A 21,035-nucleotide genomic window follows, 5' to 3' on the forward strand; every position below is an offset into this window, starting at 1 on the left:
GGAAATTAATGCCGTGAAAACGGTTATCATGGGGTATCATTGCTTTCATGAATGGGGTGGGTTGGGAAGGGCTGCCGGGCACAGCTCCGTTATTACCCGCTCATTCTGACTGAATGATTCTTTCTGCCTATTGGGGTCGTGGCTTGCGCATCAGTGCAGTTTGCCCGTGTCCGGAAATACACTATTGGCAGAGTTGCATCTGAAGGATTTGCTTATGGTTCTAAAAACGGATGATTTTGAACTCTAAACCCGGTTGAATTGCACATGATCCAACGTTGGGTTCATGCGCGTTTCATTGGGTCAGCCTCATGAAATTGAGGCACCTGTCATCCAAACCCACTGCTCCATATCTGCGCCCCGCATGCATTCATTTTCATCGCCTGCATTTGTCGTTTCTCCCTGCCGAAACAATCAGTTCCCGCATCTCGCTCATGCCATTGCCAGGCTATCATCCGTCATTCTGCTGCTGGTGATCTTTGCCAGTGCGCACGCTGGCGCTGAAGACCGCTCTGCTCTCCCTCAGAATGAGCTTTACGCCTGTGCCAGCGGACCGTGGGGGCGTGTCAGCTACTATTACTTCTATCTCGAAGCACCCGACTATGTGGTGGAGAAGTTTCCACTTCCCAGCACGACCACGAAGTGGGTTTTTGACATCACTGAGCTCGATCAAATCGAGACTCTGCTCAGAAGCGCCGGCATGCCTCAGGAAAGGCTTGATCAGATTCTGTCACCAAAGCGCGTGGTCAAAGACTCACAACATGCCTATGTCTTTCCCTCCGCCACCGACTTGGAAAATCTGACCCCGGAAAATAGAGCGATCATTTACACCCACCTTGCACGCAGTCCGGCCAATGCATTCCAGTATTCACCGGTGTTCTTTTTGACAGATTCGGTGGAGGAATGGGCCCGCGAATCCGGACTCTCCGCCTCCATCGTCAGCAAGATTTCAAGCCTCTCCTACAAGGCAGGCAATGCGCTGGTCTTCGCAGACATACCACTCCTGCTCAGTCAGGCTGAAAACGTGGCTGAAGCTCGCTTCATCATGCGCAAGCTCACACGGGTGCGCACGCTGATGGCCCAGCTGGAGCTCTCGCAGGATGACTCCATCCCCGACCTTCTGAACTACTGGTCCACGGGTCTTGGCCTGCGTCAAAAAGAGCTGGAGCCGCTGATGCGCGCCATCCTTCAAACCAAGGGTCTCTCACATCTCGACATCCTTCATCTGCTGCCGCCGCTGCCACGCAAACTCCTCTACACCTATCCGGACATCAGCTACACCGCCGAAGGGCGCCTGCCTGACTGTCATTGGACGAGCTTGAATTTTTTCAACCTCAATCCCCAGCACTTCCTGCTGGACACACGCCTCGCCACCAGTCTGGTGAAACAGGATTTCGACAAGGTGGAGCCCCCCTACCGCTATGGTGACGTGCTCATGTTCATCACCCCGGACGGCCGCGCCGTGCATTCAGCCACCTATCTGGCAGACGACATCCTCTTCACCAAAAACGGCTCCAACCTTCTCACCCCGTGGCTGCTGATGCGGCTGCAGGATCTTTCCAAGCTCTACGACGTTGAGCCCGGCAAGGCGCGCATCGTCGGTTTTCGGCACAAAAAGTAGCCGCAGCTCAGCCTTGCCCGAGCTTTCGCGACTCCACCCAGCGGATGGCAAAACGCGTCACCGCAGCTCCATCCTCCAGCTTCATTTTAGTGCGGATGTTCATGCGGTGCACGTCCACGGTTTTGGGGCTGATCCGCAAAGACTCGGCAATTTCATGCGTGCCGCGTCCATCTCCCATCATTTGGAAAATTTCAAACTCACGATCAGTCAGTGCATCCAGCCCGCCCTCCATACGGGGCTTGGTGCCGCTGGTGTAAGCCTTGAGGATCTGCTCTGAGACCACGTCACTCAGCCAGCTTCCACCGGAGGCCACTTTCCGCAGGGCCGCTTCATAGAGATCATAGCCCATGTTTTTCATCATGTACCCTTTGGCACCTGCCTTGAGGGCTCGGTGGGCATAGTAGGCCTCGTCATGCATCGAAACGACCAGCATGATCAAGTCTGGATGCACTGAATGCACGTCCTTGATGAACTCCAGCCCGTTGCGGTCCGGCAGGGTGATGTCCACCAGCAGGATGTCCGGCATGTCAGACTCCACCTTTTCCAGCGCCGTCTTGCAGTCCGCCGCCTCCCAGCAGCATTCGAAATCCGGCAGGCTGTCGATGAACACCTTCATGCCATTTCTCATCATCGTGTGGTCGTCCAGAAGCGCCACACGTTTCCGCGCTGCGCCCTGGGTTTCAGGAGTTTTGGGTTGGGAAGTGCTCATGTTGGTTTGAAACTTGATATGTCAGCGGCTTGCAAGTGGCATTTCACAAATTGCCAGCGTCCCACCTTCCGCTACTTCGCGCGGTTGAAAAGTCAAAACGGCACCCAGTGCATCCACTCGCTGACGCAGCATGTACAGTCCCATGCCCTTGCTGCGCGCGCCTTCCACCGGATTGAAGCTCACACCGTCGTTGGAGACTTCAAGGCGCAGGCAGCCCAAAGCTATCGCCAGCCTGATGTCCACCCAGGTTGATCGCCCATGCTTGGCCGCATTCGTGGCCAGTTCCTGCGCGATGCGATAGATGAGCGCCGCCTCTTCGGTCTTCAGGACATGCGAAACCTCTTCGCATGCTATGTGACACCGGATGTTAAAAGCACGTTCCAGAAATTTGCGCAGGTCGTCCAGCGCGTCCGGAAGTTCCTGCGGTCTTACCGCCACCGGAGCCAGCCCGCGCGCATAGCCGCGTGTGAGTTCAGAAGCCTCTGCCAGCTCCCGCGCCACGTCAGCCGCCAGAGTGGACTGCGCATGACCTTCACGTTTCAGAATGCCGCCCAGCACTCCGCTTTTCAACTGAGCAGCAGCCAGACGCTGGCAGACATCATCATGCAAATCCTGGCCAATGCGCCGGCGTTCATTTTCCGCCGTCTCGATCAGATACTTTTCCATTTCCTTCTGCTCCGTGATGATGCTGACGATCCCGGCCACCTGCAGCTTTTCAGATTCCGTGCCATGCCTCATGGTGGAAAAGCCACGGCACCTCAGCCATTCGGTTCTGCCGCTGACATTCACACGTATTTCGATTTCAGCCTCGCCGGGGGCACTGCGCAATCGGCGCAGCATTCTCAAGGCCACGCTGCGGTCTCTGCGCGCCACCGTTCTCAGCCAGTCCCAGTGATGGGTCAGCAAAGCAGACACCGGCCGGGCGAAAAGCTCCGCATAGGCTTTGTTCACATAGACCGGTGTTTGGGGATCCGGAGGTGCAACCCAAAACACATCCTGCATGTTTGAGGCGATCTGACTGAAGCGCCATTCCGAGTCCTGCAACTTTCTCGCGGCATCGGCAATGCTCCTCGAAATCGTCTCCAGCTCATCGCCTCCATCAATGGGCTTGAGAATCATCTCATCGGGACCGATGTGCTTCGTCTGTTCCACGATCAGTTTGACGCGCTCTGTGACCAGCAGACGCAGCAGCGACCACAGCAGCAGGCATCCCCCGGCAAGCAGGCACGCCTGGACCAATGACTCGTGCATCGCGTGATTCACCGCCGCCGCAAAGACCGCGCTCAAATCATACTCCAGAATCACGAGCCCCTGGCTCATTTCCCCAATGACATCCCGAAAGGGGAAAATCGCGGTCAGTCTTCCGTTTTCCAAATCTTCATCGAGCACCCCTTCCGGCGTTTCTTTGGACTGTTTGATCACCCCCGGCGAAACACCCAGTGGGCAGGACCACAGGGAGACTCCGCGCCATTGTTTCCGCGTGGCATTGCGAATGATGTCTTTCCCGTCCACCACCACGCCCAGTTTCAGGTCCGGCTGGACCGAGGCATAGCTGATCGCCAAGTCCGCCGACTGAGGCAGCCGTCGTCTGAAGAAATGCTGTGACAAGCCGGCCAGCCGCGTGCCCTCCTGATAGGCGTCCAGACGCACCTGCTGCACATGAGACTTCACATCCCGGTCATATTGCCTGAGAATGGACATGCCGATCAGCAGCAGGCCAAAAGCGAAGACCAGCGCCGAGAGTCTGAACTGCAAGGAGTGGAATATCATGGCCTGCTTTTTTGGACAAAGGTGGAGTTGAGCAGCGGTTCCATTTTAAAATCATGCGCCAGCAAGTTCTCCCGCCGCATGTCTGCCGCCATTTTTTTCAAGCACTTCACAAGCCCTCCGCCGTCTGGATTCATCAGCCGCAGGTTTTCCTCCACATCCGGCGCATGGATCAATTTCACAGCCCTGTCCCACTGCTCCGGCGTCAGGTTCTCACGACGCAGTATGACATCCAGTCCTTCTGCACCCGCATCTATTTCCCCTGATTTTAAGACATGTTTGAGATGAGATGACACCAAGGTTTGAACCTCCTTTGAATAGGTTTTAAGAGCATCTTCACTGACCACCAGCACCCGGCTGAGTTCCAGTCCCACCTCCTGTGAATCATACAGCACCACGGCCCCCTTGTCTCTCAGCCGGAGGCTCCATGGGTCCGCTGTCACCACCGCATCCAGATCTGTGTCATCATACGCCGTTTCAGTTTCCGCCTGGTTCAGTGGCACCACCTGAATGTCCTTCATCGACATGCCGTTCTTTTTCAATGCATGCAGCAGCAGGTGTTCGCCTGAAGATTTCAGCTCCACGCCCACTCTTTTTCCCCGAAGGTCAGAAATGCTTTTCTGGCCTGGGTGCCCCAGAATGGTGTCAGAGCCGGCGGAAATCCCCAGCACTAAAACCGCACGCGGCCTGGCACCGTCATCCTCCAGCCGAAGCAGTTCATCCAACGTCACGATCGCCGCATCCGCCACGCGCAGGCGAAAGGCCCCGGTGGCTGCGGAAGACCAGGACATTTCCACAAAATTAATCCTCTCGTTCTGCAGTTTTCTCGACTGCGTCCTCATCAGCATCGCCTCCATGCCCGGCCAGATATTGACCGCCACCGTGAAGGACTTTTTGTCTTCGAAAGATGACCAGAACATGCCAGCAGCGCACAACACCCCCCCCACAATGAAAGTCGGAAGCAGTTGATAGATCGTGGCTTTTTTCATTGTCCCCATGATCTTACGAATTTGGAAGGCACACAAGAACCGATGAATTTCCTTTGCCCCCACCCCAGCAACCCCGCTAATGGCGGTCCAAGGCCTGGTAGCATCAGAGAATCCCCCCCTCTGCCATACCTGCCTTGAGACAGGAGCGGGTGCATCACAATAACACAATCACCAAGGCGGGCAAGGCAGGACGAAAATGAAGTGCTCCCGGTGGGATTCGAACCCGCAACCAAGGGATTATGAGTCCCCTGCTCTAACCGTTGAGCTACAGGAGCGTGCGCACGGAGCGTCTGATTATGCATCGTACAGAACACGCGGCAACTAATGATCTCGCTGCCTTCATTGTAGGCCGCCATGCCCCCCTGCCGCCCTTCGTCAAAACGCCTCGCCTCACTGGGTCTGAAAGACCCATGGACTCAGCCAAGGACGCAGGAGCGGAGCGACAAGCCTTGAGTCCCCTAAACCACCGCACCTCATTGCCTCAATGACGGCGATTGCAATAGCAGAACCCCATGTTTTCCAAAAGTGGGACCGCGCTGAAGTTGATGCTTTTCCCAACTCATAGTTCTGGGACGACGCAACCGTCTGCAACAGCAGGGCGTGATCCTGCGTTTCACCTCGCATGAGAAGCCTTCTGGCATGTTCAATGATCGCCACATTTTGGCTTGGGACGCTCGCCCGGGCCGACACCGCAGTTTCCGCCGCCGCCGCTGAAATTGACGCGCTTCTGGCGCGGGACTGGGCGGCTAACAACTTGACGCCCAACGCCCCGGCGGATGACAATGTTTTCGTGCGCCGCATCTATCTGGATGTGGTGGGCCGCATTCCCACCACGCGTGAAGCTGAGGATTTTCTGGCTTCCAGCGAAGAGGGAAGGCGGGCGGCACTGATCGACAAGCTCCTCGATTCCGAGGGCTATGTGCAGAACTACTTCCATTACTGGGCGGATGTGCTGCGGGTACAATCCAAGGCCCAGCGCACAGGCCCAGCGTATGTTCATTTCGTCAAGGATGCGCTGCGCAGCAACAAGCCGTACGACATGTTCGTGCGGGAGATGATCGCCGGAGAGGGCAAGGCCTGGTCCGATGGTGCGATTGGCTACTACAAACGTGATCGTGGCATGCCCTTGGACAACACGGCAAGCACGGTGCGCGTCTTCCTGGGCACCCGCATCGAATGCGCCCAGTGCCACAACCACCCCTTTGACAAATGGACACAGAAGCAGTTCTACGAGATGGCCGCCTTCACCTATGGCGCGGAGATCAGAGACTACGGCGGCGGTGTCGCGGGCGGCATCAGCGACCTTGTGCGTGATCAAGACATGGCCATTCATACCATGTTCAAAGAGCCTAAATGGCCCAAAAACACGGCTGCTGAGGCCGAACGCCTCGCTTACTGGGCGGAGGTGGAGAAAGTGAGGCGGGCACGCCAGGAGGCTGAGGAGGCCTTGCACCAGGCTGAGCGTTTATTCAATCAGGCCCTGTATCGTGGCAACCCGCACTATCCCAAGGTGACCTTTGACGAGAGGCGCAAGCTCACTCTGCCAAAGGATTACAGGTATGATGATGCGAAGCCCCAATCCGTCGTCGAAGCGGCAGCCATGACGGGCCATGCATGTACTCCTCTGCCAGGTGAAACACGGGTCCAGGCCTACGCACGCTGGCTGGCGAATCCCGCCAACGACCGCTTCAACAAGGTCGTGGTCAATCGCCTGTGGAAAAAGGCCTTCGGCCTCGCCCTCATCGAGCCGCTCGACGATCTCACGGACACTACCGTGGCGGTGAATCCCGAATTGTTGAGCCATCTTGAAAAGCTGATGGTCAGCCTGAATTACGACATGAAGGCGTATCTGCGCATCCTTTTCAACACGAGCACCTACCAGCGCCAGGCCTCCCACGAGGAGTTGGCGCCTGGGACTGCCTGCCACTTCACGGGCCCGCTGCTGCGCCGCATGACCGCCGAGCAATTGTGGGACAGCTTTGTGACGCTGATCAACCCGAATCCCGACATGCTAAACATGACCGCCCGCGAATACTTGGAGCAGCGCAGGCTGGCGGTGGGAAAAATCGCCGATCCGGCTGAGACGCTCAAGAGCATTCAAGCGGCAGCCAAGAAGTACCAGGAGCAACCGGAAGGTCTGGAAGCCATGAAGAAGCTGATGGCGGAGGCCCGCGATGAGGCCAAAAAATACCAATCCATCGCCGCCAAACTCACCGGACCTGAAAAAACGACTGCCATCACCCGCGCTGCTGAGTGCAATGCGAAAGTGAAATCCATCAACCGTGAGATCACGGCCCTTTATAACAATGCCCGCCGTACTGTCATGACGGACGTGATCATTCCCGGCCAAAAAAAGCTTTTCGAGAAAGTCACCGGCAAGCCCTTCGAGACCATTGCTTATGAACCCAATCGGAAGGTTCCCATTCAATCCACCCCCAGTGCCGGCATGCAGGCGGCCGGCGCTGCCAACGACGAGCACACGATGTCCCCTGAAGATGGCAAGATCAAGACGACCAAGGCGGAGGCCGCCGAAGCTGAGATAAAGGCCTGGAGCGAAGAGGCCACGTACTATGCCATCCCCCGGAAGCAGTGGCGGGACTACTTCCGTTCGCGGGCCAGGAAGTCCCAGCAGTGGCTGCGCGCTGCGGAAATCGAAAGCCCCGCTCCGCGCGGTCATTTCCTGCGCGAATTTGGCCAGAGCGACCGGGAATTCATTGAGAACAGCAACAGTGAAGCCTCCGTTCCCCAGGCTCTGGCATTGATGAATGGAGAGCTCCTGCCGCAAATCGTTGACCGCTACAGCCAGCTCATGCTCACCGTGGGCAGGGCCCGGTCTGCCGACGAAAGAATTGATGCCGTTTATATGGCCGTGCTTTCCCGCATGCCCACTGCCAGGGAAAAGGACCTCTGCCTTCAGGCCCAGGAGAAGGGCCTCAGCACTGTGGAGGACCTGATCTACGCACTGATCAACACCCGGCAGTTCATCTTCAATCAGTAAGCAACTGCCTTCGACGTTCCCCCATCGAGCCAACCCTGCCAAGACTCAGCAGGCAAGATCGCCGACGTTCGGTTGTAACCCTGGGCGACTTGATCGTTCGGGGCACTGAATTCGCTCTCGGGCCGAAGTCCTCCCAAAAGCAAAAAGTGCTCCCGGTGGGATTTTCACAATGAAGCGCCTGACACGGAATGTGGACTGATTGCTCTGTATGCCACGACTCAGCAAAACTTGTCGAGATGAAAATCGGAGAGCCATTAAAAGCAGGAAACGAAGGGCTTGTTTATGACAACAGGGTGCAGAACAAAGCAGATGCCCATGTATCCATGCGAATCCCTTGAATCAACATCACCGGCTGTCCAAGATTCGCATGCCCTGCAATAACGTGTCCGAACTTGGTCGTGTTTGAAAAACCTCGGCGTTGAGTCAGGCCGCGGCATTCTGGAGATCGCGACAGCGTCCTGGAGTGCTCCAGCCCTGTGGAGCTTTACGCAGTCCATGAGGCACTCGAAAGCGTCGGAGGGCCGCGCATTGATTCGCTTCGCTTACCCTTCGGCTGTCTATCTTCGCTACGCTTCGGTTCCAAAACGCAAAGCGCCTGCCTAGCCAAGTCATTCAAACACCGCCTAGTCTGGACCAGGCCATGCTCGCAAAGCATCGCTTGAGCTTTGGTAAAATCATACCAGCCAATTCTATAACGCTTGATTCCCCCCCTCCTAATGCCCGGAGGACTGGCATAATCGTAGCCGTGGGTGCAAACCCACGGAGTCGCTGTTAAACCGCGCAGCAGCGGCACAAAACGCTGCCGCGCCACAGATGGGCAGCGCCCACGATTGATCGCGTGAGGCACCATGCGCGGAAAGCCTCTCGAATCCTCCTGCCTGAGCCTGCCCGTCACGGAGCCTGTTGTTCCAGCACCACACGGAAGCCACGGTCAGCAAAGCGCAGATCAGAGGTGTTGTGAAGACGATTTGAAGATAACAGATCACCTTGGTTAGGACTGCTCCACGAACCTCCCCGAAGTACGCGGTCCTTTTGTGTATTGTCATACCAGTCCTGACACCATTCCCACACATTGCCGCTCAAATCGTAGAGGCCTGGCTTGTTTGGCTTGAAACTCATGACAGGTGCCGTGGTTGGGAAACCGTCGTCATAACCATCGAGATAAGTCGCCTCGCTGTTGGGTGCTTTAGTCTTCCGGCTCTGGTCCGAAAAATTTCCCTCCCCTTTCGGTGGCGGCCACTTGCTGCCCCAGGGGAGATCCGTCTGGTTTTTGACGACCGTGGCAGGAGTCGTCCCCTGCTTCCACTTCTCTTCACGTCCGATACCAACTGCATAGCTCCATTCCTGATCCGTGGGCAGGCGGTAGGTCTTGCCTTCTTTCTTGCTCAACCATGAACAAAACGCCTGGGCGTCTGCCCAGTTCACTCGGACGACGGGATGCTCTTCTTTGTTTTCTGCGGGGGTGTAACCGTTGACGCTCTGATCTTTCCAGGCGTCGTTGACGCCCGGAACCTCCGCCGCATAGGCATCGTAGTCTTTGAAGCGCGTCTCATGAATGCAGAACATCACCTTCGTGCCCTTCACCGGCACAAATTTCATGCCAAGACTGTTGACGAACTCTTTTCCCGTCTCGGATGGCGTTGGCGCTGCCCCCAATCCCTCACGATACTGCATCACTTCCTTCGCATCTTCCAGGCGGTCCCCTTTGAGCAGGATGCTCTCCAGCTCTTTCAGCTTCGCTGTGTAGGCTGGCAGCAGGGCGGCATGGGCGGCCGTGCGCTGCCGAGCGAGCTTCGCCGACTCCAGGCGGTAAACGGCATGCAGTTTTATCAGGGAAGCCGGTGTCTTCTCATCATCTTTTTCAGGCAGCGGCTGCTTGCTCGCGATGAGCTTCTTGTCCTCCTCAATCGCCAGTGCCTCAGGCAACTTCCCTGCCTTTTTTGCCTCATCACCGGCATTGGTGAGTGCAATGAGGAACTTGGTGTTCAGCGCTTCAATGCCCGTGTTATAAGGGCTGGTCACTCGTTCCGCGACGACAAATGCATATTGCTGCTGCAACGCCGCCAGCTCCGGAGGCGGAGCAGCGCATAGGGCGGTGAGGAAGACAACGAACAGAACCGCAGGGAGGAGTCTTGATCCTCGCATGCAAAGCTTCGCTTGTTGGCGTGGGCAGACATTGATCGTTGAAGCGAATGGCGTCATCATAAGCTTTTTTAATCGGACAATAGAAACCCGACAAGAAAAACCTCCGGTCGTTCAGGTTGGTTTTTCTCATCGCCAATGAGGACGCCAGCCCGCACCAAGCATGAGGAAACAGGGCTTTTTCCGCCCCCCATCTCTCGCCAAGCTTACGACTTATCAGGCCGGCTTGCCCTCCTGCCACCACACATCAGTGGAGCACCACAGGCCATGCATTTTTTCCATTGAGGCTCTCCATGCATGGTCCTTCCGCTCTCGCATCGGCTTAAACCGCCCAATGGGCGCGGTCCGTCACCTCTGCTTTTCAAAGACTGTTATCGTGTCAGTTCGCTCAAAGGAAAACCGTCAGGCGCTGATCTAGCCGCCTCTACACAGTCCGCTCCGCCTCAATATCAAACAGGAAGTCGAAGTCTTCCTTCTCCAGCAGGTTGGTGAAGCCGCCTTCGCCCAGCACATTGTTGACCATGAGGTTCTTCTTGTGCTGCAGGGTCATGATCTTCTCTTCGATCGTGCTCTTCGTCAGCATGCGGTAGGCCATGACAGGCTGCGTCTGGCCGATACGATGCGCTCGGTCAATCGCCTGATTCTCCACGGCGGGGTTCCACCATGGATCATAGAGGATGACGTAGGAAGCGGCGGTCAGGTTCAGACCGCTGCCACCAGCTTTGAGGGACAGCAGGAACACACTGGCGTTTTCATCTTCCTGGAAGGCTTTGACGATTCCCGCACGGTCCGTGCTGGCCCCGGTGAGCCAGTGGTAAGGCAGCTTCATTTCTTCCAGCTTGGTGCGGATGATTTTCAGCATGGAGACAAACTGGCTGAAGAGCAGCACCTTGTGGCCTTCATCATGCAGCCCCTGGATCACTTCCAGAGTGGAAGTGAGCTTGGCGCTCTCTTCATTCTCCGCAGTTTTGTCCACAAGGCCCGGATGGCAGCAGATCTGCCGCAGGCGCGTCAGGGCTTGCAGAATGGCAAAGCGGCGGCGGTTCACCATGTCAAAGCCGGAGCTGTTCAGCACCATGTGCTGCGCACGGGCCAGCTCCTCTTTGTAGAGCTCTGCCTGACGGCCGCTCATCTCGCTGAGCAGGTTTTCTTCACTGCGGGAAGGCAGGTCGCGGGCCACCTGGGATTTCGTGCGGCGCAGCAGGAACGGACGCAGACGCGCGGCGAGGCGCTCTGAGGCACGCGGATCTTTGCGGCGGTCAAAGTGGCGGTGGAAGTAGGCGCGCTCACCCAGGGCTCCGGGTGTCGCAAAGGTCATCAGACTCCAAAGATCGAGCAGGCGGTTTTCCAGCGGTGTCCCCGTCAGCACCAGACGGTTGTCGGCGCGAATCTGGCGCGCTGCCTTGGCGGCCTTCGAGTCCGGGTTCTTGATGTGCTGGCCTTCGTCGAGAATCGCTGCAAGCCAGCGGACGGCGGCGAGCTCGCCATCAAAACCACGCATCTGCGCGTAGTTCATCACCACCACGTCGATCTGCGTCATCACCAGGTTCAGATCAAACAGATCGCGGTCATGCAGCACGAGCACCCGCAGATCCGGCGAGCCCTTCTTGAACTCCAGCGCCCACACATCGAGCACGGATTTCGGGCAGACCACCAGCACGGGCAGGTGCGGTCCGTCCGCTTTTTTGCGTGAGCGCAGCCACAGCACCCACGTAATGGCCTGCAGGGTTTTACCCAGACCCATGTCATCCGCCAGGATGCCGCCGAATCGATTCGAGGTGAGGTAGGTCAGGAAATGGAAACCATCGACCTGATAAGGGCGCAGCGTGACGTTCAACCCCTCGGGCACGTCAGGGCGCGCATCGAGCTTCGCCTCTTCCATGCGTTCGACGATCTTGCTCCAGGCTTTCGGATTGACGATCTCCGCTGCATTCTCCTGCGCGAGCTGCCGCCAGTGCAGGCGATGGGCCTCGTCGCTGTTCTCATTGAGGTCGATGCCGAGACGGTCGAGCATCTCCTGCTGCTCATCGCTGAGCTCCAGCTTCACACGGCGCCAGCTGCCATCAGCCAGACGCACGAACTCGCCCTTCGCGGCGATGAGGCGCCGGATGTCGGCGGGTTTGAGGTCCATCCCTTCGATGTCAAAAACCAGGCGCAGGTCCAGCCAGTCAATGCTGCCGGCCTGGGTGGCCTCGATCCGCACGCGCGCAATCAGCGGATCTGCAAGAATGGTCTGCAGGCTTTCATCCGTCTTTAGATTGACGTTCTCGGGGAGCTTCCCGGCCCAGGCATGAAACACATCCGGGAAATCTTTCGCCATGCGCACGCGCCAGGCGTCATTTTCCATGTCCCAGGTGCGGCGCAGCTGGTTCATCAGCTCTTCGGCGTCGCGCAGGGCACGACGGTCGCGGCAGACGATGGTGTCGTCAGATTCAGTCGTTTTTTTTTCATCCACCGGCTGCCAGCCGGAAAAGCGCAGCATCTCACGCACACGTCCTTCTCCATCGACCGCCTCGGCCTTGAGGGTGACAAACTCAGCGCCGCCGGAGTGCGAGGTCTTGGCCAGGCAGGCGGCGGTGATGTTCACATGCAGGTCCTCATGGCGCACACGGCTCTTGATCGCGTCAGGCACCGGGATGTCGATCTCACGCATGAAGGAAATGCCCTCGGCGGTGGCCAGTGCCTCCAGCGGCATGGTGACACCCGCGTCGATGCGCGACTCATCATGCAACCAGACCGGTCCTGTGAACAAAGTATCCGAGCTCAGGAACAAGGTCTGCACCCCGCGCAGAATGCGCAGCGGCAGCGGAGCGGGAGTTCCGTCCGCTGTTTCGAGCTGAAGGGTCAGATTCAGGCCGTTCTCGCTCAGGCGCGCCACCCAGCTCAGAGGCTCGGCCACACGCTGGAAAGGCAGTTCATCCAGGGTGATCATGCGCTCCTGCAGCGCAGGCTGTTGGAACAGCGTCGCGAGCCATAGCGCATGATGTTTGGATTCCAGTCGGAAGGAGTCATTCCAGTTCTCATCGCTCTGTGACAGGCAAGAGACCAGCAGCAGCTCCGAGGTGCCCGAAGTCACGATGCGTCCATCACGATGTTCCCGGCGCAGGTTGTCGAGCAGCGCGGCATCGACCGTGGTGTACGGGGATGGCGTTTCACCTTCAAGACGCATCTGCAGACGCGCATCATTCACCGTGATGAGCAGGCGGAAATCACACACACGCGGCGGCTGGCGGTGGGTCTGCCGGTCATCCTGACGTGAATCAATGAATTCGCGGATGCGCTTCTGCCAGGTGGGCACCGTGCTGGCGTGCCGCCATTCACGCAGGGCTTCACGGGTGCCGTCGATGTCGGACATGCCGCGCAGGAAGGCCGGCACCGCGAGTCCTTTGTCAGCGAGCGCGAGCGCGATGTAGTTCCAGAACTCACGCAGGGTTTTGGGCGGCTCAGGCCACAGCGCCACGGGTTCCAGGCTCTGGATCGCCCACTTCGGATGCAGACGCACCATGTCCTGGTCAAAAATCTTGCCGGTGAGGCGCACACGTTCGTAGCGCTTCTCCATCTTGCTCAGATAATTCTCCTCATCAGGTGTGAGCGGACGCTCAAGCTTGGCAGTCAGCAGGTGCTCAAAGTCCTCTTCCTCCACCGGAATCATCGGCAGTGTGCCACGGGCCTCACGCCGCTGCACGGCCACCAGCGTGGTGCACAGGGCCAGATTCTCCAATTCCTGATCATCATCCACGTCGGTCTCGCCGTGCCAGCCATGCTCGCCACGCAGCCATCTCACCTGCGCCGGGCGGTCATCCAGCCGCACTTCGGCCATCATTTCATCTTCCAGCAGTTCCAGTCCCCTCACGGCATCATCGTCCGCAAGGCGTTCCGCCTCCTGACGGGTGCGTGCGTCGAACGGTCGGAGCAGAATGGGAAGGTCGGTGATGAGGCTGGACATGCGAGGAATTGAGGCCCACGCCGGTCAGCGGCGGGGGAACCGGAGCGATAGCATGGACAGTGGCCTTTGGGAAACGAGGATTGCTGAATTTCCACATTCCCACTCCTTGTTTGACAACCCTTCCTCGTCCAAACACAGCCCATGCTCGCCCCCGTCCTCACCCCCGCAGGTTTTCTCTCCCACGAAGGCGTGGCGGAATCGGCGACGGACAGGAAAATCGCCGCCGCCGGCTCTCCCAGCGCCATTTTCCGCGTTTTGAGCACCGATTTGCTCACCGCCGAACTGGAGCCCCCCTGGAAATGGCTCCGGGAGTTTGCCCAGCAGTTCTTCACCCGCCTCTGCCAGACCAAGGATGCCCTGAGTATTCCCGCCCCCTCCCTGACCGACTTCATGGCCGCAGCACCACCCTTCGCTGGCGCAGAATACCTCACCGCCGAGGTTCTCGAACGCTGGTGGCTCGATCTCGCGCAGCATATCGCCCAGCTTGCCACGCAGGGCGTGGAGGCCTGGCTTCGCGAAGAATGCCCCGCCTGGCATGTCGTCGGCCGCGTGACCTTCCACCTCGCCGAAAACAAGACCGACACCCAGCGCCCCTTCGCCTTCCTGGCCACCTTCACCGAAAAACTCAGCGCCACCGGCCAGCCCCAGCACCTGCCGCTCGCACGTGCACTGCAGCTTTACTCCGGCCAGAAAGATCAAACCGCTCTCAATGCCCTCCTGGCTCCGGTGCGCACCGCCGCCGAAAAATCCAAACTCCTCCGCGAGTGGCTGGAAACAAAGCGCCTCTTTCAACCCATGGCCATGTCTCCCCAGGAAGCCTTCCGCGTTCTGCGCGAAACCGCAGTCTTTCAAGAGAGCGGCATCGTCATGAAGCTCCCCGACTGGTGGCGCAGCGGCAAAGGCCCGCGCCCCGCCGTCTCCGTGACGATTGATGCCCCCAAGCAATCCTCCCTCCATGCCGGAGCCCTGCTGAACTTCAAAATCGCCGCCAGCTTTGAAGGCGAACCCCTCACCGACGCCGAATGGGAAAAACTCCTCAGCGCCGACACCGGCCTCGTCTCACTCCGCGGCCGCTGGATCGAAGTCGATGGTGCCCAACTCCAGCAGGTGATGTCGCATTGGGAAAGAGTTCAGCATGCCACCGGCGAAGGCGGCATCGGTTTCCTCGACGGCATGCGGCTGCTGGCTGGCTTTGATCCGCGTCTAGCAAGCGTGGAGGAAGATAGCACCGAAGCTGTGCACGATTGGAGTACCATCGTGGCAGGCAAGAACCTCGCAGCAGTGCTTCAGCAAATGCGCGATCCCGCCACATCGCCACCGCCGTCAAATCTCTGCGCCACCCTCCGCCCCTACCAGCTCAAAGGCTTCGCCTGGCTCCAGTTTATGTCCCGCCTCGGCCTCGGCGCTTGCCTCGCCGATGACATGGGTCTCGGCAAAACACTCCAAGTAATCGCGCTGCTGCTGGCACGACAAAAGGAGACGAGAGCGCCCGGCCTGCTGATTGTCCCTGCCTCACTCGTGGGCAACTGGAAGGCCGAAGTCGCCAAGTTTGCGCCTGATTTAAGGCTCTTCATCGCACATCCTTCGCAGACCTCGCGTGAGGCAATCGATCATGCGGTGCAGCACCCTGCCGATGCCCTACGCGGTTGCGATGCAATGCTCACCACCTACCAGTTCCTCCAACGCACCGAATCCTGGCAGCAGCACCCCTGGAGCGTCGTCATCCTCGATGAAGCCCAGGCCATCAAGAATCCCGGCAGCGCCAGCACGAAGGCCGTGAAGCGCTTGGTTGCACCTACACGCATTGCGTTGACTGGCACACCCGTGGAGAACCGTCCCGGCGATCTCTGGAGCCTCTTCGACTTTCTTAATCCTGGCCTGCTTGGCGGCTCCGCTGCCTTTGCGGATGCGGTGAAACGCTGCGCCAAAAGCAGCGCCGGTTTTGCACCGCTGCGCAAACTGGTGCAGCCCTACATCCTGCGCCGCATGAAAACGGACCGCAGCATCATCACCGACCTGCCCGACAAGATCGAAACCAAGGCCTTCTGCGGCCTCACCAAACGCCAGGCCACCATCTATGCCAAACTCGTCGATCAACTCGCCAAAATGCTCGCTGACAAGGAGATGGAACCCATCAAGCGCCAGGGCCTCGTGCTTGGCTTCCTGCTGAAGTTCAAACAGATCTGCAATCATCCCAGCCATTGGAACGGCGACGGTGCATGGAACCCCGCAGACAGTGGCAAATTCACGCGCCTGGCGGAAATTTGCAGTGAACTCGCCGAACGCCGCGAACGCGCGCTCATCTTCACGCAGTTCCAGGAAACCTGCGATCCACTCGCCCGCTTCCTCGCCACCGTCTTTGGCCGTGAGGGCCTCATCCTCCATGGCGGCACTGCCGTGAAGAAGCGCCCGCAGTTAGTGGAGTCCTTCCAGCAGCCCGATGGTCCGCCCTTCATGGTTATCAGCGTCAAAGCCGGCGGCACCGGCCTCAATCTCACCGCCGCAAGCCACGTCATCCACTTCGACCGCTGGTGGAACCCCGCCGTCGAAAACCAGGCCACCGACCGCGCTTTCCGCATCGGGCAGAAAAAGAACGTCATGGTTCACAAATTTGTCTGCCAGGGGACTATTGAAGAACGAATCGACGCGCTGATCGAAGAAAAGATGAGCCTCGCCCACGACCTGATCACCGGCGACGGCGGCGCCGAAAAACTGCTCACCGACATGGGTGCGGAGGAATTGCTGAGCTTGGTCGCTCTTGATGTGAACTCAGCTGTCGTGTAAAAAACTCCATGTGGTGGTCCTACCAAGATGTCGAAGAACAAAAAAAACAGGTGCAGCGCGAGATCGCGAAGCGAAAGAAGCGTGGGGAAAAATTTGAAGTACTGCCGGCTCCAGCGGGACAGAAAAAACTGAGCACGACATTCTGGGGGCAGTCCTGGTGCCGCAATCTGGAGTCGTATCAGGACTATGAGTCGCGGCTTCCGCGTGGACGCAGCTACCTGCGACAGGGTAAGGTGTACGACCTGCAGATCGAATCAGGCAAGCTCAGCGCGGTGGTGGCGGGATCAGAACTTTATGACACGAGCATCACCATCCAACCGCTGCCAAAGAAGCAGTGGCAGCAGATCGTGAAATCGAGCGCTGGGCAGATCGGCTCCATGCTGGATTTGCTCGCGGGAAAACTCGGAGATGGCTTGATGAAGGTGCTCACCGATCCCGACGAAGGCTTGTTTCCGAAGCCAAAAGAGATTCGCTTCATCTGCTCCTGTCCCGACCATGCGGACATGTGCAAGCATGTCTCCGCCGTGCTCTACGGAGTCGGAGTGCTGCTCGACACGAGACCGGAGCTGCTCTTCACCCTGCGTGGCGTGGATCAAGCCGAGTTGCTCTCCAATGCGAGTAGCGCCGCTATCACCGATCTATCCGCCTCTGAAGGTGATCTAGCTGGTGTCGATCTCTCTGCGATCTTTGGAATCGATCTGAGCGCAGATATCGCGATTGAAGCGCCTCCACCTGCCCAAAAGCAATCCACGAAGAAAAAGGCAGTTAAGAAAGCAGCAAAAAAGGCGAAGAAAAGCTGACGATAGAAGAGGACCCTCCTTCACTTCACATGCATGACTCCGCGCATGATCACCCAGTGGCCGGGGAAGGTGCAGAGGTAAGGGTAGTCTCCGGGTGATTTTGGTGCGGTGAAGCGCAGGGTTTCAGTGGTGTTGGGATTGAGCAGCTTGGTGTGGTGCAGAATTTTGTCCGTCAGTGGGATGAAATCCTTTTTGATGCCTTCCGGGTCTTTGGCCATCTCGTTGCCAGCGAGTCCGATTTCTTCCACGCTGCCGGGCTGGCAGATGGCGAGGTTGTGGGCTGTGGCGTCGGGATTGTTGAAGACGAGGCTCACCGGCTGGCCGGGCTTCACGTTGAATTCGGTTTTGTCGAAGAGCATGCGTTCGCGCACGCAGTTGATGGTGATTTTGGCGACACCGGGTTGTTTGTCGAAAGCTGTTTCTTCGACGGTCTTTTTCTTCTCGAAAGGACCGCGTTTGTAGGCGGCGGCGAAGGCTTCCATAAATGCGGCAATCTTCTCGTTCTCCTTGTCTTTCCAGTGCCGCGAGAGCGCCTCGCTGCCGAGCGCTGTGCGGACGGCGTAGGTCAGGTGTTCGCCCATGGGTTTGTCGAGAACACCGAGCACGGCATCCAGCGCGTCCTGCGTACCGATGTAGCTTGCGGCGATGACGGCTTCCATGCGCACGAGCCCATTGTCGTCATTGGCGCGGGCCTGCAGTTGCGCGATGCGATCCGGCAGATCGACGTAACGCAGTTGAGTTGTCGCGGCAGCGCGTGCGTGATGTTCGTCGCAGTTGAGCAGTTCTTTGAGCAAGGCTGTGTTTTCTGTGCTGAGGGTGCGGTAGGTCCACAGGGCTTCGAGCTGATGATGACGGAAGCGTGCGTCCTTGGGGACTAGCTTTGCCACCCAGGCATCCAACGCGGTTTTGACCTCAGCGGCGTAGCGTTCATGCAACTCGCGCTTGGCCTGATAGCGCCAGCGGTAGTGCGGGCTCTTTAGAAGATCCAGCAGTGCGGGAATCGGTGCACCGGCCACTGTGGGTGGTTCGGCGAGCTTTACTCCCTTCGGCACGATGCGCCAGATGCGGCCGCTGGTGCGCAGGCGGCGTGGGTCACGCAGCGAGTACTGTGCATGGCCTTTGATGGGGTTGTACCAGTCGCAGATGTAGAAGTCGCCACGCGGGCCGGCTTTCACATCGGTGGGGATGAAGCTGAGGTTGGTGGAGAAGATGAGATCGCCGAGTTTCTTTTCCTCATAGTGGTCGTCCATCTCGATCCATTGATGCATCTCAATGTTGTTCGTGGGTTTGTAGCGCGCCTTGATGAAGCCGCCGTGAAGTTCCTCGGGCCAGAAATCGAAATCGACAAACTCCTGGCCGCAGGTGCCGGAGTAGGCGGGCATTTTTCCGGCGCCGGGATGCTGCTCGGGGTAGGGCGGATTCGTGGCGTGGAAGGCGCTGGCGAAGATGGGATGGCTGGCCATGTGATGGCCCCAGTCGTCGAAGGTCACGCCCCAGGGATTGGTGCTCGGGTAGCTGCCAAAGGTGCTGAGCTTTTGCGTGTCGGTGCGCAGACGGAACCAGCCGGAGTTGTCGAGGCGCACGGGGCCGTAGGCAGTTTCAATTTGGGAGTGGAGGAAAATCGAATCGCGGATGATGAGATCGCCATCCGGGCTCCACACAAAATCATGCAGTGCGTGGTGGGAGTCCTCCGTGCCGAAACCGGTGAACACCTGGCGGCTGAAGTCCGCCTTGCCATCGCCATCCGTGTCTTTGAGGAAGGTGAGATGTGGTTCATCGGAAACATAGACACCGCCGTCGCCAAATTCGAAGGCCAGCGGGATGTGCAGGTTGTTTGCCCACACGGTTGATTTGTCGGCCCGGCCATCGTTGTTCGTGTCTTCGAGAATGATGAGGCGGTCCTTGGGTTCCTGACCGGGGTAGAGATGCGGGTAGGCCTGCGAAGTGCTCACCCACATGCGGCCCTGTGTGTCCCAGCGAATTTGAATGGGGTTCGCAATTTCGGGGAACTGCTCTTCGCTGGCGAACAGGTTTACTTCAAAGCGGGGATCAACTTTGAAAGCGGCGAGTTCATTCGTCGGCGTCATCCATTCGTTTGCGCCTTTGCTCTCCTTTGTCTCGGGCATGGCAGGGACATTGGAGTCATCGACTTTTTTACCGGCGAAGCTCTTTCCCTGTGCGATGGCCCAGATGCGTTGGTCGCGATTCGCCACCATGACATCAAAGCTCCGCATCGCCGGGAGGAAATCAAGGTAGCCATAGTCCTTGTTGCGGTCGCCGGTGTAGTAGAAGCCGTTTAACGGACGGTAGCGCTGGAAAAACTGGCGGTTCTTGTCCGCGATGGCCGCACGCAGTTCGGGCGTGGTTTCTGGGGCGCTGACATCGAAGGTGGCGCGGTAAAGCGCGTCGCCAAACACCGCGTAACCCTTATCCTCCAGATGAACGCCGTTGAAGGTGAGGCCCTTCATCGCTGGCAGCATAGGGTCAAACACGTTGGCGAACCCCACTTTCTCCGCTGCAGCCACTTCACCCATCGCCTTGGTGTAGGCGGCAAGCCGTGCGTTGTTCATGTCCGCCGCCGGGACGCCGGTCACGTTCTCATTGGCAATGGGCGACACCAGCACCACATGCGGCGCCGTCTTGCCGTTGTAGGCATGCGTCTTCAGCTCCTGCACCAACGCCGTGAGCCGCAGTTTGAAATCCGGCAGCTTCTCCAGCCCGCCGAACGATTCATTAAATCCAAACGCCGCGAAGATCACATCCGCCTTCTGCGCAAACAGGTGCTGGTTCAGCGTGCCGAAGTTTGTCGGACGCGGCATCAGATCCACCTCATCAGCCGACCACGCCAGCGTACGCACCACGAGCTGCTTGTCTGAGTGCTCCTTCAGCAGCATTGCCTCGAAATGCGGAAACTGAGCGCCGCGATCAAACAGGGTGTTGCCGATGAACACGACGTGATCGCCCTTCGCCAGAGCAAGCGGTAGCGCTGTATCCACGGCCGCTGTCACCGGTGGCAGCGGTGCGGTTTTTTCCTCCATGTAATACTTCGCCAGCGCCGGGTCTTCAGGTGGTGCAGGCTTGCCCGTGTCTGTGTTCTTTGCATCCAGCGGGTTGATCGCCATGGCTGGTTTGCGAGCCGGCGTTTTCGGCGCATCAGCAGCGTAAGCGAGAGTCGCCAGTGTAAGAAGGAGAGCGGCGGGCTTGATCATAGGGTGGAAGGCTTGAATGAACGCACGGATTCACCTCACATTTCGGAGCAAAACCGGACAACGAAGGATGCTG

Annotated in this window: 10 protein-coding genes and 1 tRNA gene; 4 read left to right on the forward strand and 7 right to left on the reverse strand. The window is 58.3% G+C overall.

Annotated features, from left to right (window positions below; translation table 11 throughout):
- Nucleotides 1-361 precede the first annotated feature (361 nt).
- The gene (locus AC3RLQ_RS16600) at nt 362-1,618 is read left to right on the forward strand and encodes a hypothetical protein (RefSeq protein ID WP_493029798.1); all 1,257 of its coding nucleotides are present in this window, start codon (nt 362-364) and stop codon (nt 1,616-1,618) included.
- A gap of 7 nt (nt 1,619-1,625) precedes the next feature.
- On the opposite strand, the gene AC3RLQ_RS16605 is transcribed toward AC3RLQ_RS16600, so the two are convergent.
- From AC3RLQ_RS16605 to AC3RLQ_RS16620, 4 genes are all read right to left on the reverse strand, one after another.
- Nucleotides 1,626-2,327, reverse strand: coding sequence for a response regulator (locus AC3RLQ_RS16605; RefSeq protein ID WP_493029799.1), 702 nt, complete (start codon nt 2,325-2,327; stop codon nt 1,626-1,628).
- Between the two features lie 21 nt (nt 2,328-2,348).
- On the reverse strand, nt 2,349-4,097 hold the full coding sequence (locus AC3RLQ_RS16610) for a sensor histidine kinase (protein ID WP_493029800.1): 1,749 nt from the start codon (nt 4,095-4,097) through the stop codon (nt 2,349-2,351).
- Nucleotides 4,094-5,146, reverse strand: coding sequence for an ABC transporter substrate-binding protein (locus AC3RLQ_RS16615; protein ID WP_493029801.1), 1,053 nt, complete (start codon nt 5,144-5,146; stop codon nt 4,094-4,096). The genes AC3RLQ_RS16610 and AC3RLQ_RS16615 overlap by 4 nt, the downstream gene beginning before the upstream one ends.
- A gap of 139 nt (nt 5,147-5,285) precedes the next feature.
- A tRNA-Ile gene (locus AC3RLQ_RS16620) sits at nt 5,286-5,358 on the reverse strand.
- A 371-nt stretch (nt 5,359-5,729) separates the two neighbouring features.
- Between AC3RLQ_RS16620 and AC3RLQ_RS16625 the strand changes: the two genes are divergently transcribed.
- Nucleotides 5,730-8,081, forward strand: a complete 2,352-nt coding sequence (locus AC3RLQ_RS16625) for a DUF1549 domain-containing protein (RefSeq protein ID WP_493029802.1) — start codon at nt 5,730-5,732, stop codon at nt 8,079-8,081.
- Between the two features lie 891 nt (nt 8,082-8,972).
- On the opposite strand, the gene AC3RLQ_RS16630 is transcribed toward AC3RLQ_RS16625, so the two are convergent.
- Both AC3RLQ_RS16630 and AC3RLQ_RS16635 read right to left on the reverse strand, forming a co-directional pair.
- A complete protein-coding gene (locus AC3RLQ_RS16630) occupies nt 8,973-10,226 on the reverse strand; it encodes a formylglycine-generating enzyme family protein (protein ID WP_493029803.1) in 1,254 nt (417 codons plus the stop codon).
- Between the two features lie 421 nt (nt 10,227-10,647).
- Nucleotides 10,648-14,169 carry a DEAD/DEAH box helicase gene (locus AC3RLQ_RS16635; RefSeq protein WP_493029804.1) on the reverse strand — a complete coding sequence of 1,174 codons (3,522 nt, stop codon included), beginning with the start codon at nt 14,167-14,169 and terminating at the stop codon, nt 10,648-10,650.
- A 141-nt stretch (nt 14,170-14,310) separates the two neighbouring features.
- On the opposite strand from AC3RLQ_RS16635, the gene AC3RLQ_RS16640 reads away from it, so the two are divergent.
- Both AC3RLQ_RS16640 and AC3RLQ_RS16645 read left to right on the forward strand, forming a co-directional pair.
- The gene (locus AC3RLQ_RS16640) at nt 14,311-16,953 is read left to right on the forward strand and encodes a DEAD/DEAH box helicase (RefSeq protein ID WP_493029805.1); all 2,643 of its coding nucleotides are present in this window, start codon (nt 14,311-14,313) and stop codon (nt 16,951-16,953) included.
- Between the two features lie 8 nt (nt 16,954-16,961).
- On the forward strand, nt 16,962-17,753 hold the full coding sequence (locus tag AC3RLQ_RS16645) for an SWIM zinc finger family protein (RefSeq protein ID WP_493029806.1): 792 nt from the start codon (nt 16,962-16,964) through the stop codon (nt 17,751-17,753).
- Between the two features lie 20 nt (nt 17,754-17,773).
- Here AC3RLQ_RS16645 and AC3RLQ_RS16650 read toward each other — a convergent pair whose 3' ends face one another.
- Nucleotides 17,774-20,962, reverse strand: a complete 3,189-nt coding sequence (locus tag AC3RLQ_RS16650; RefSeq protein WP_493029807.1) for a PVC-type heme-binding CxxCH protein — start codon at nt 20,960-20,962, stop codon at nt 17,774-17,776.
- Nucleotides 20,963-21,035 lie beyond the last annotated feature (73 nt).

The sequence above is a fragment of the Prosthecobacter sp. GW821-HT29F12 genome (assembly GCF_058803405.1).

What these genes read in the sequence shown, in the direction of transcription:
- AC3RLQ_RS16600 (WP_493029798.1), top strand. Translation starts at nt 362, where the DNA reads ATGCATTCATTTTCATCGCCTGCATTTGTCGTTTCTCCCTGCCGAAAC.
- AC3RLQ_RS16605 (WP_493029799.1), bottom strand. Translation starts at nt 2,327, where the DNA reads ATGAGCACTTCCCAACCCAAAACTCCTGAAACCCAGGGCGCAGCGCGG.
- AC3RLQ_RS16610 (WP_493029800.1), bottom strand. Translation starts at nt 4,097, where the DNA reads ATGATATTCCACTCCTTGCAGTTCAGACTCTCGGCGCTGGTCTTCGCT.
- AC3RLQ_RS16625 (WP_493029802.1), top strand. Translation starts at nt 5,730, where the DNA reads ATGATCGCCACATTTTGGCTTGGGACGCTCGCCCGGGCCGACACCGCA.
- AC3RLQ_RS16630 (WP_493029803.1), bottom strand. Translation starts at nt 10,226, where the DNA reads ATGCGAGGATCAAGACTCCTCCCTGCGGTTCTGTTCGTTGTCTTCCTC.
- AC3RLQ_RS16635 (WP_493029804.1), bottom strand. Translation starts at nt 14,169, where the DNA reads ATGTCCAGCCTCATCACCGACCTTCCCATTCTGCTCCGACCGTTCGAC.
- AC3RLQ_RS16640 (WP_493029805.1), top strand. Translation starts at nt 14,311, where the DNA reads ATGCTCGCCCCCGTCCTCACCCCCGCAGGTTTTCTCTCCCACGAAGGC.
- AC3RLQ_RS16645 (WP_493029806.1), top strand. Translation starts at nt 16,962, where the DNA reads ATGTGGTGGTCCTACCAAGATGTCGAAGAACAAAAAAAACAGGTGCAG.
- AC3RLQ_RS16650 (WP_493029807.1), bottom strand. Translation starts at nt 20,962, where the DNA reads ATGATCAAGCCCGCCGCTCTCCTTCTTACACTGGCGACTCTCGCTTAC.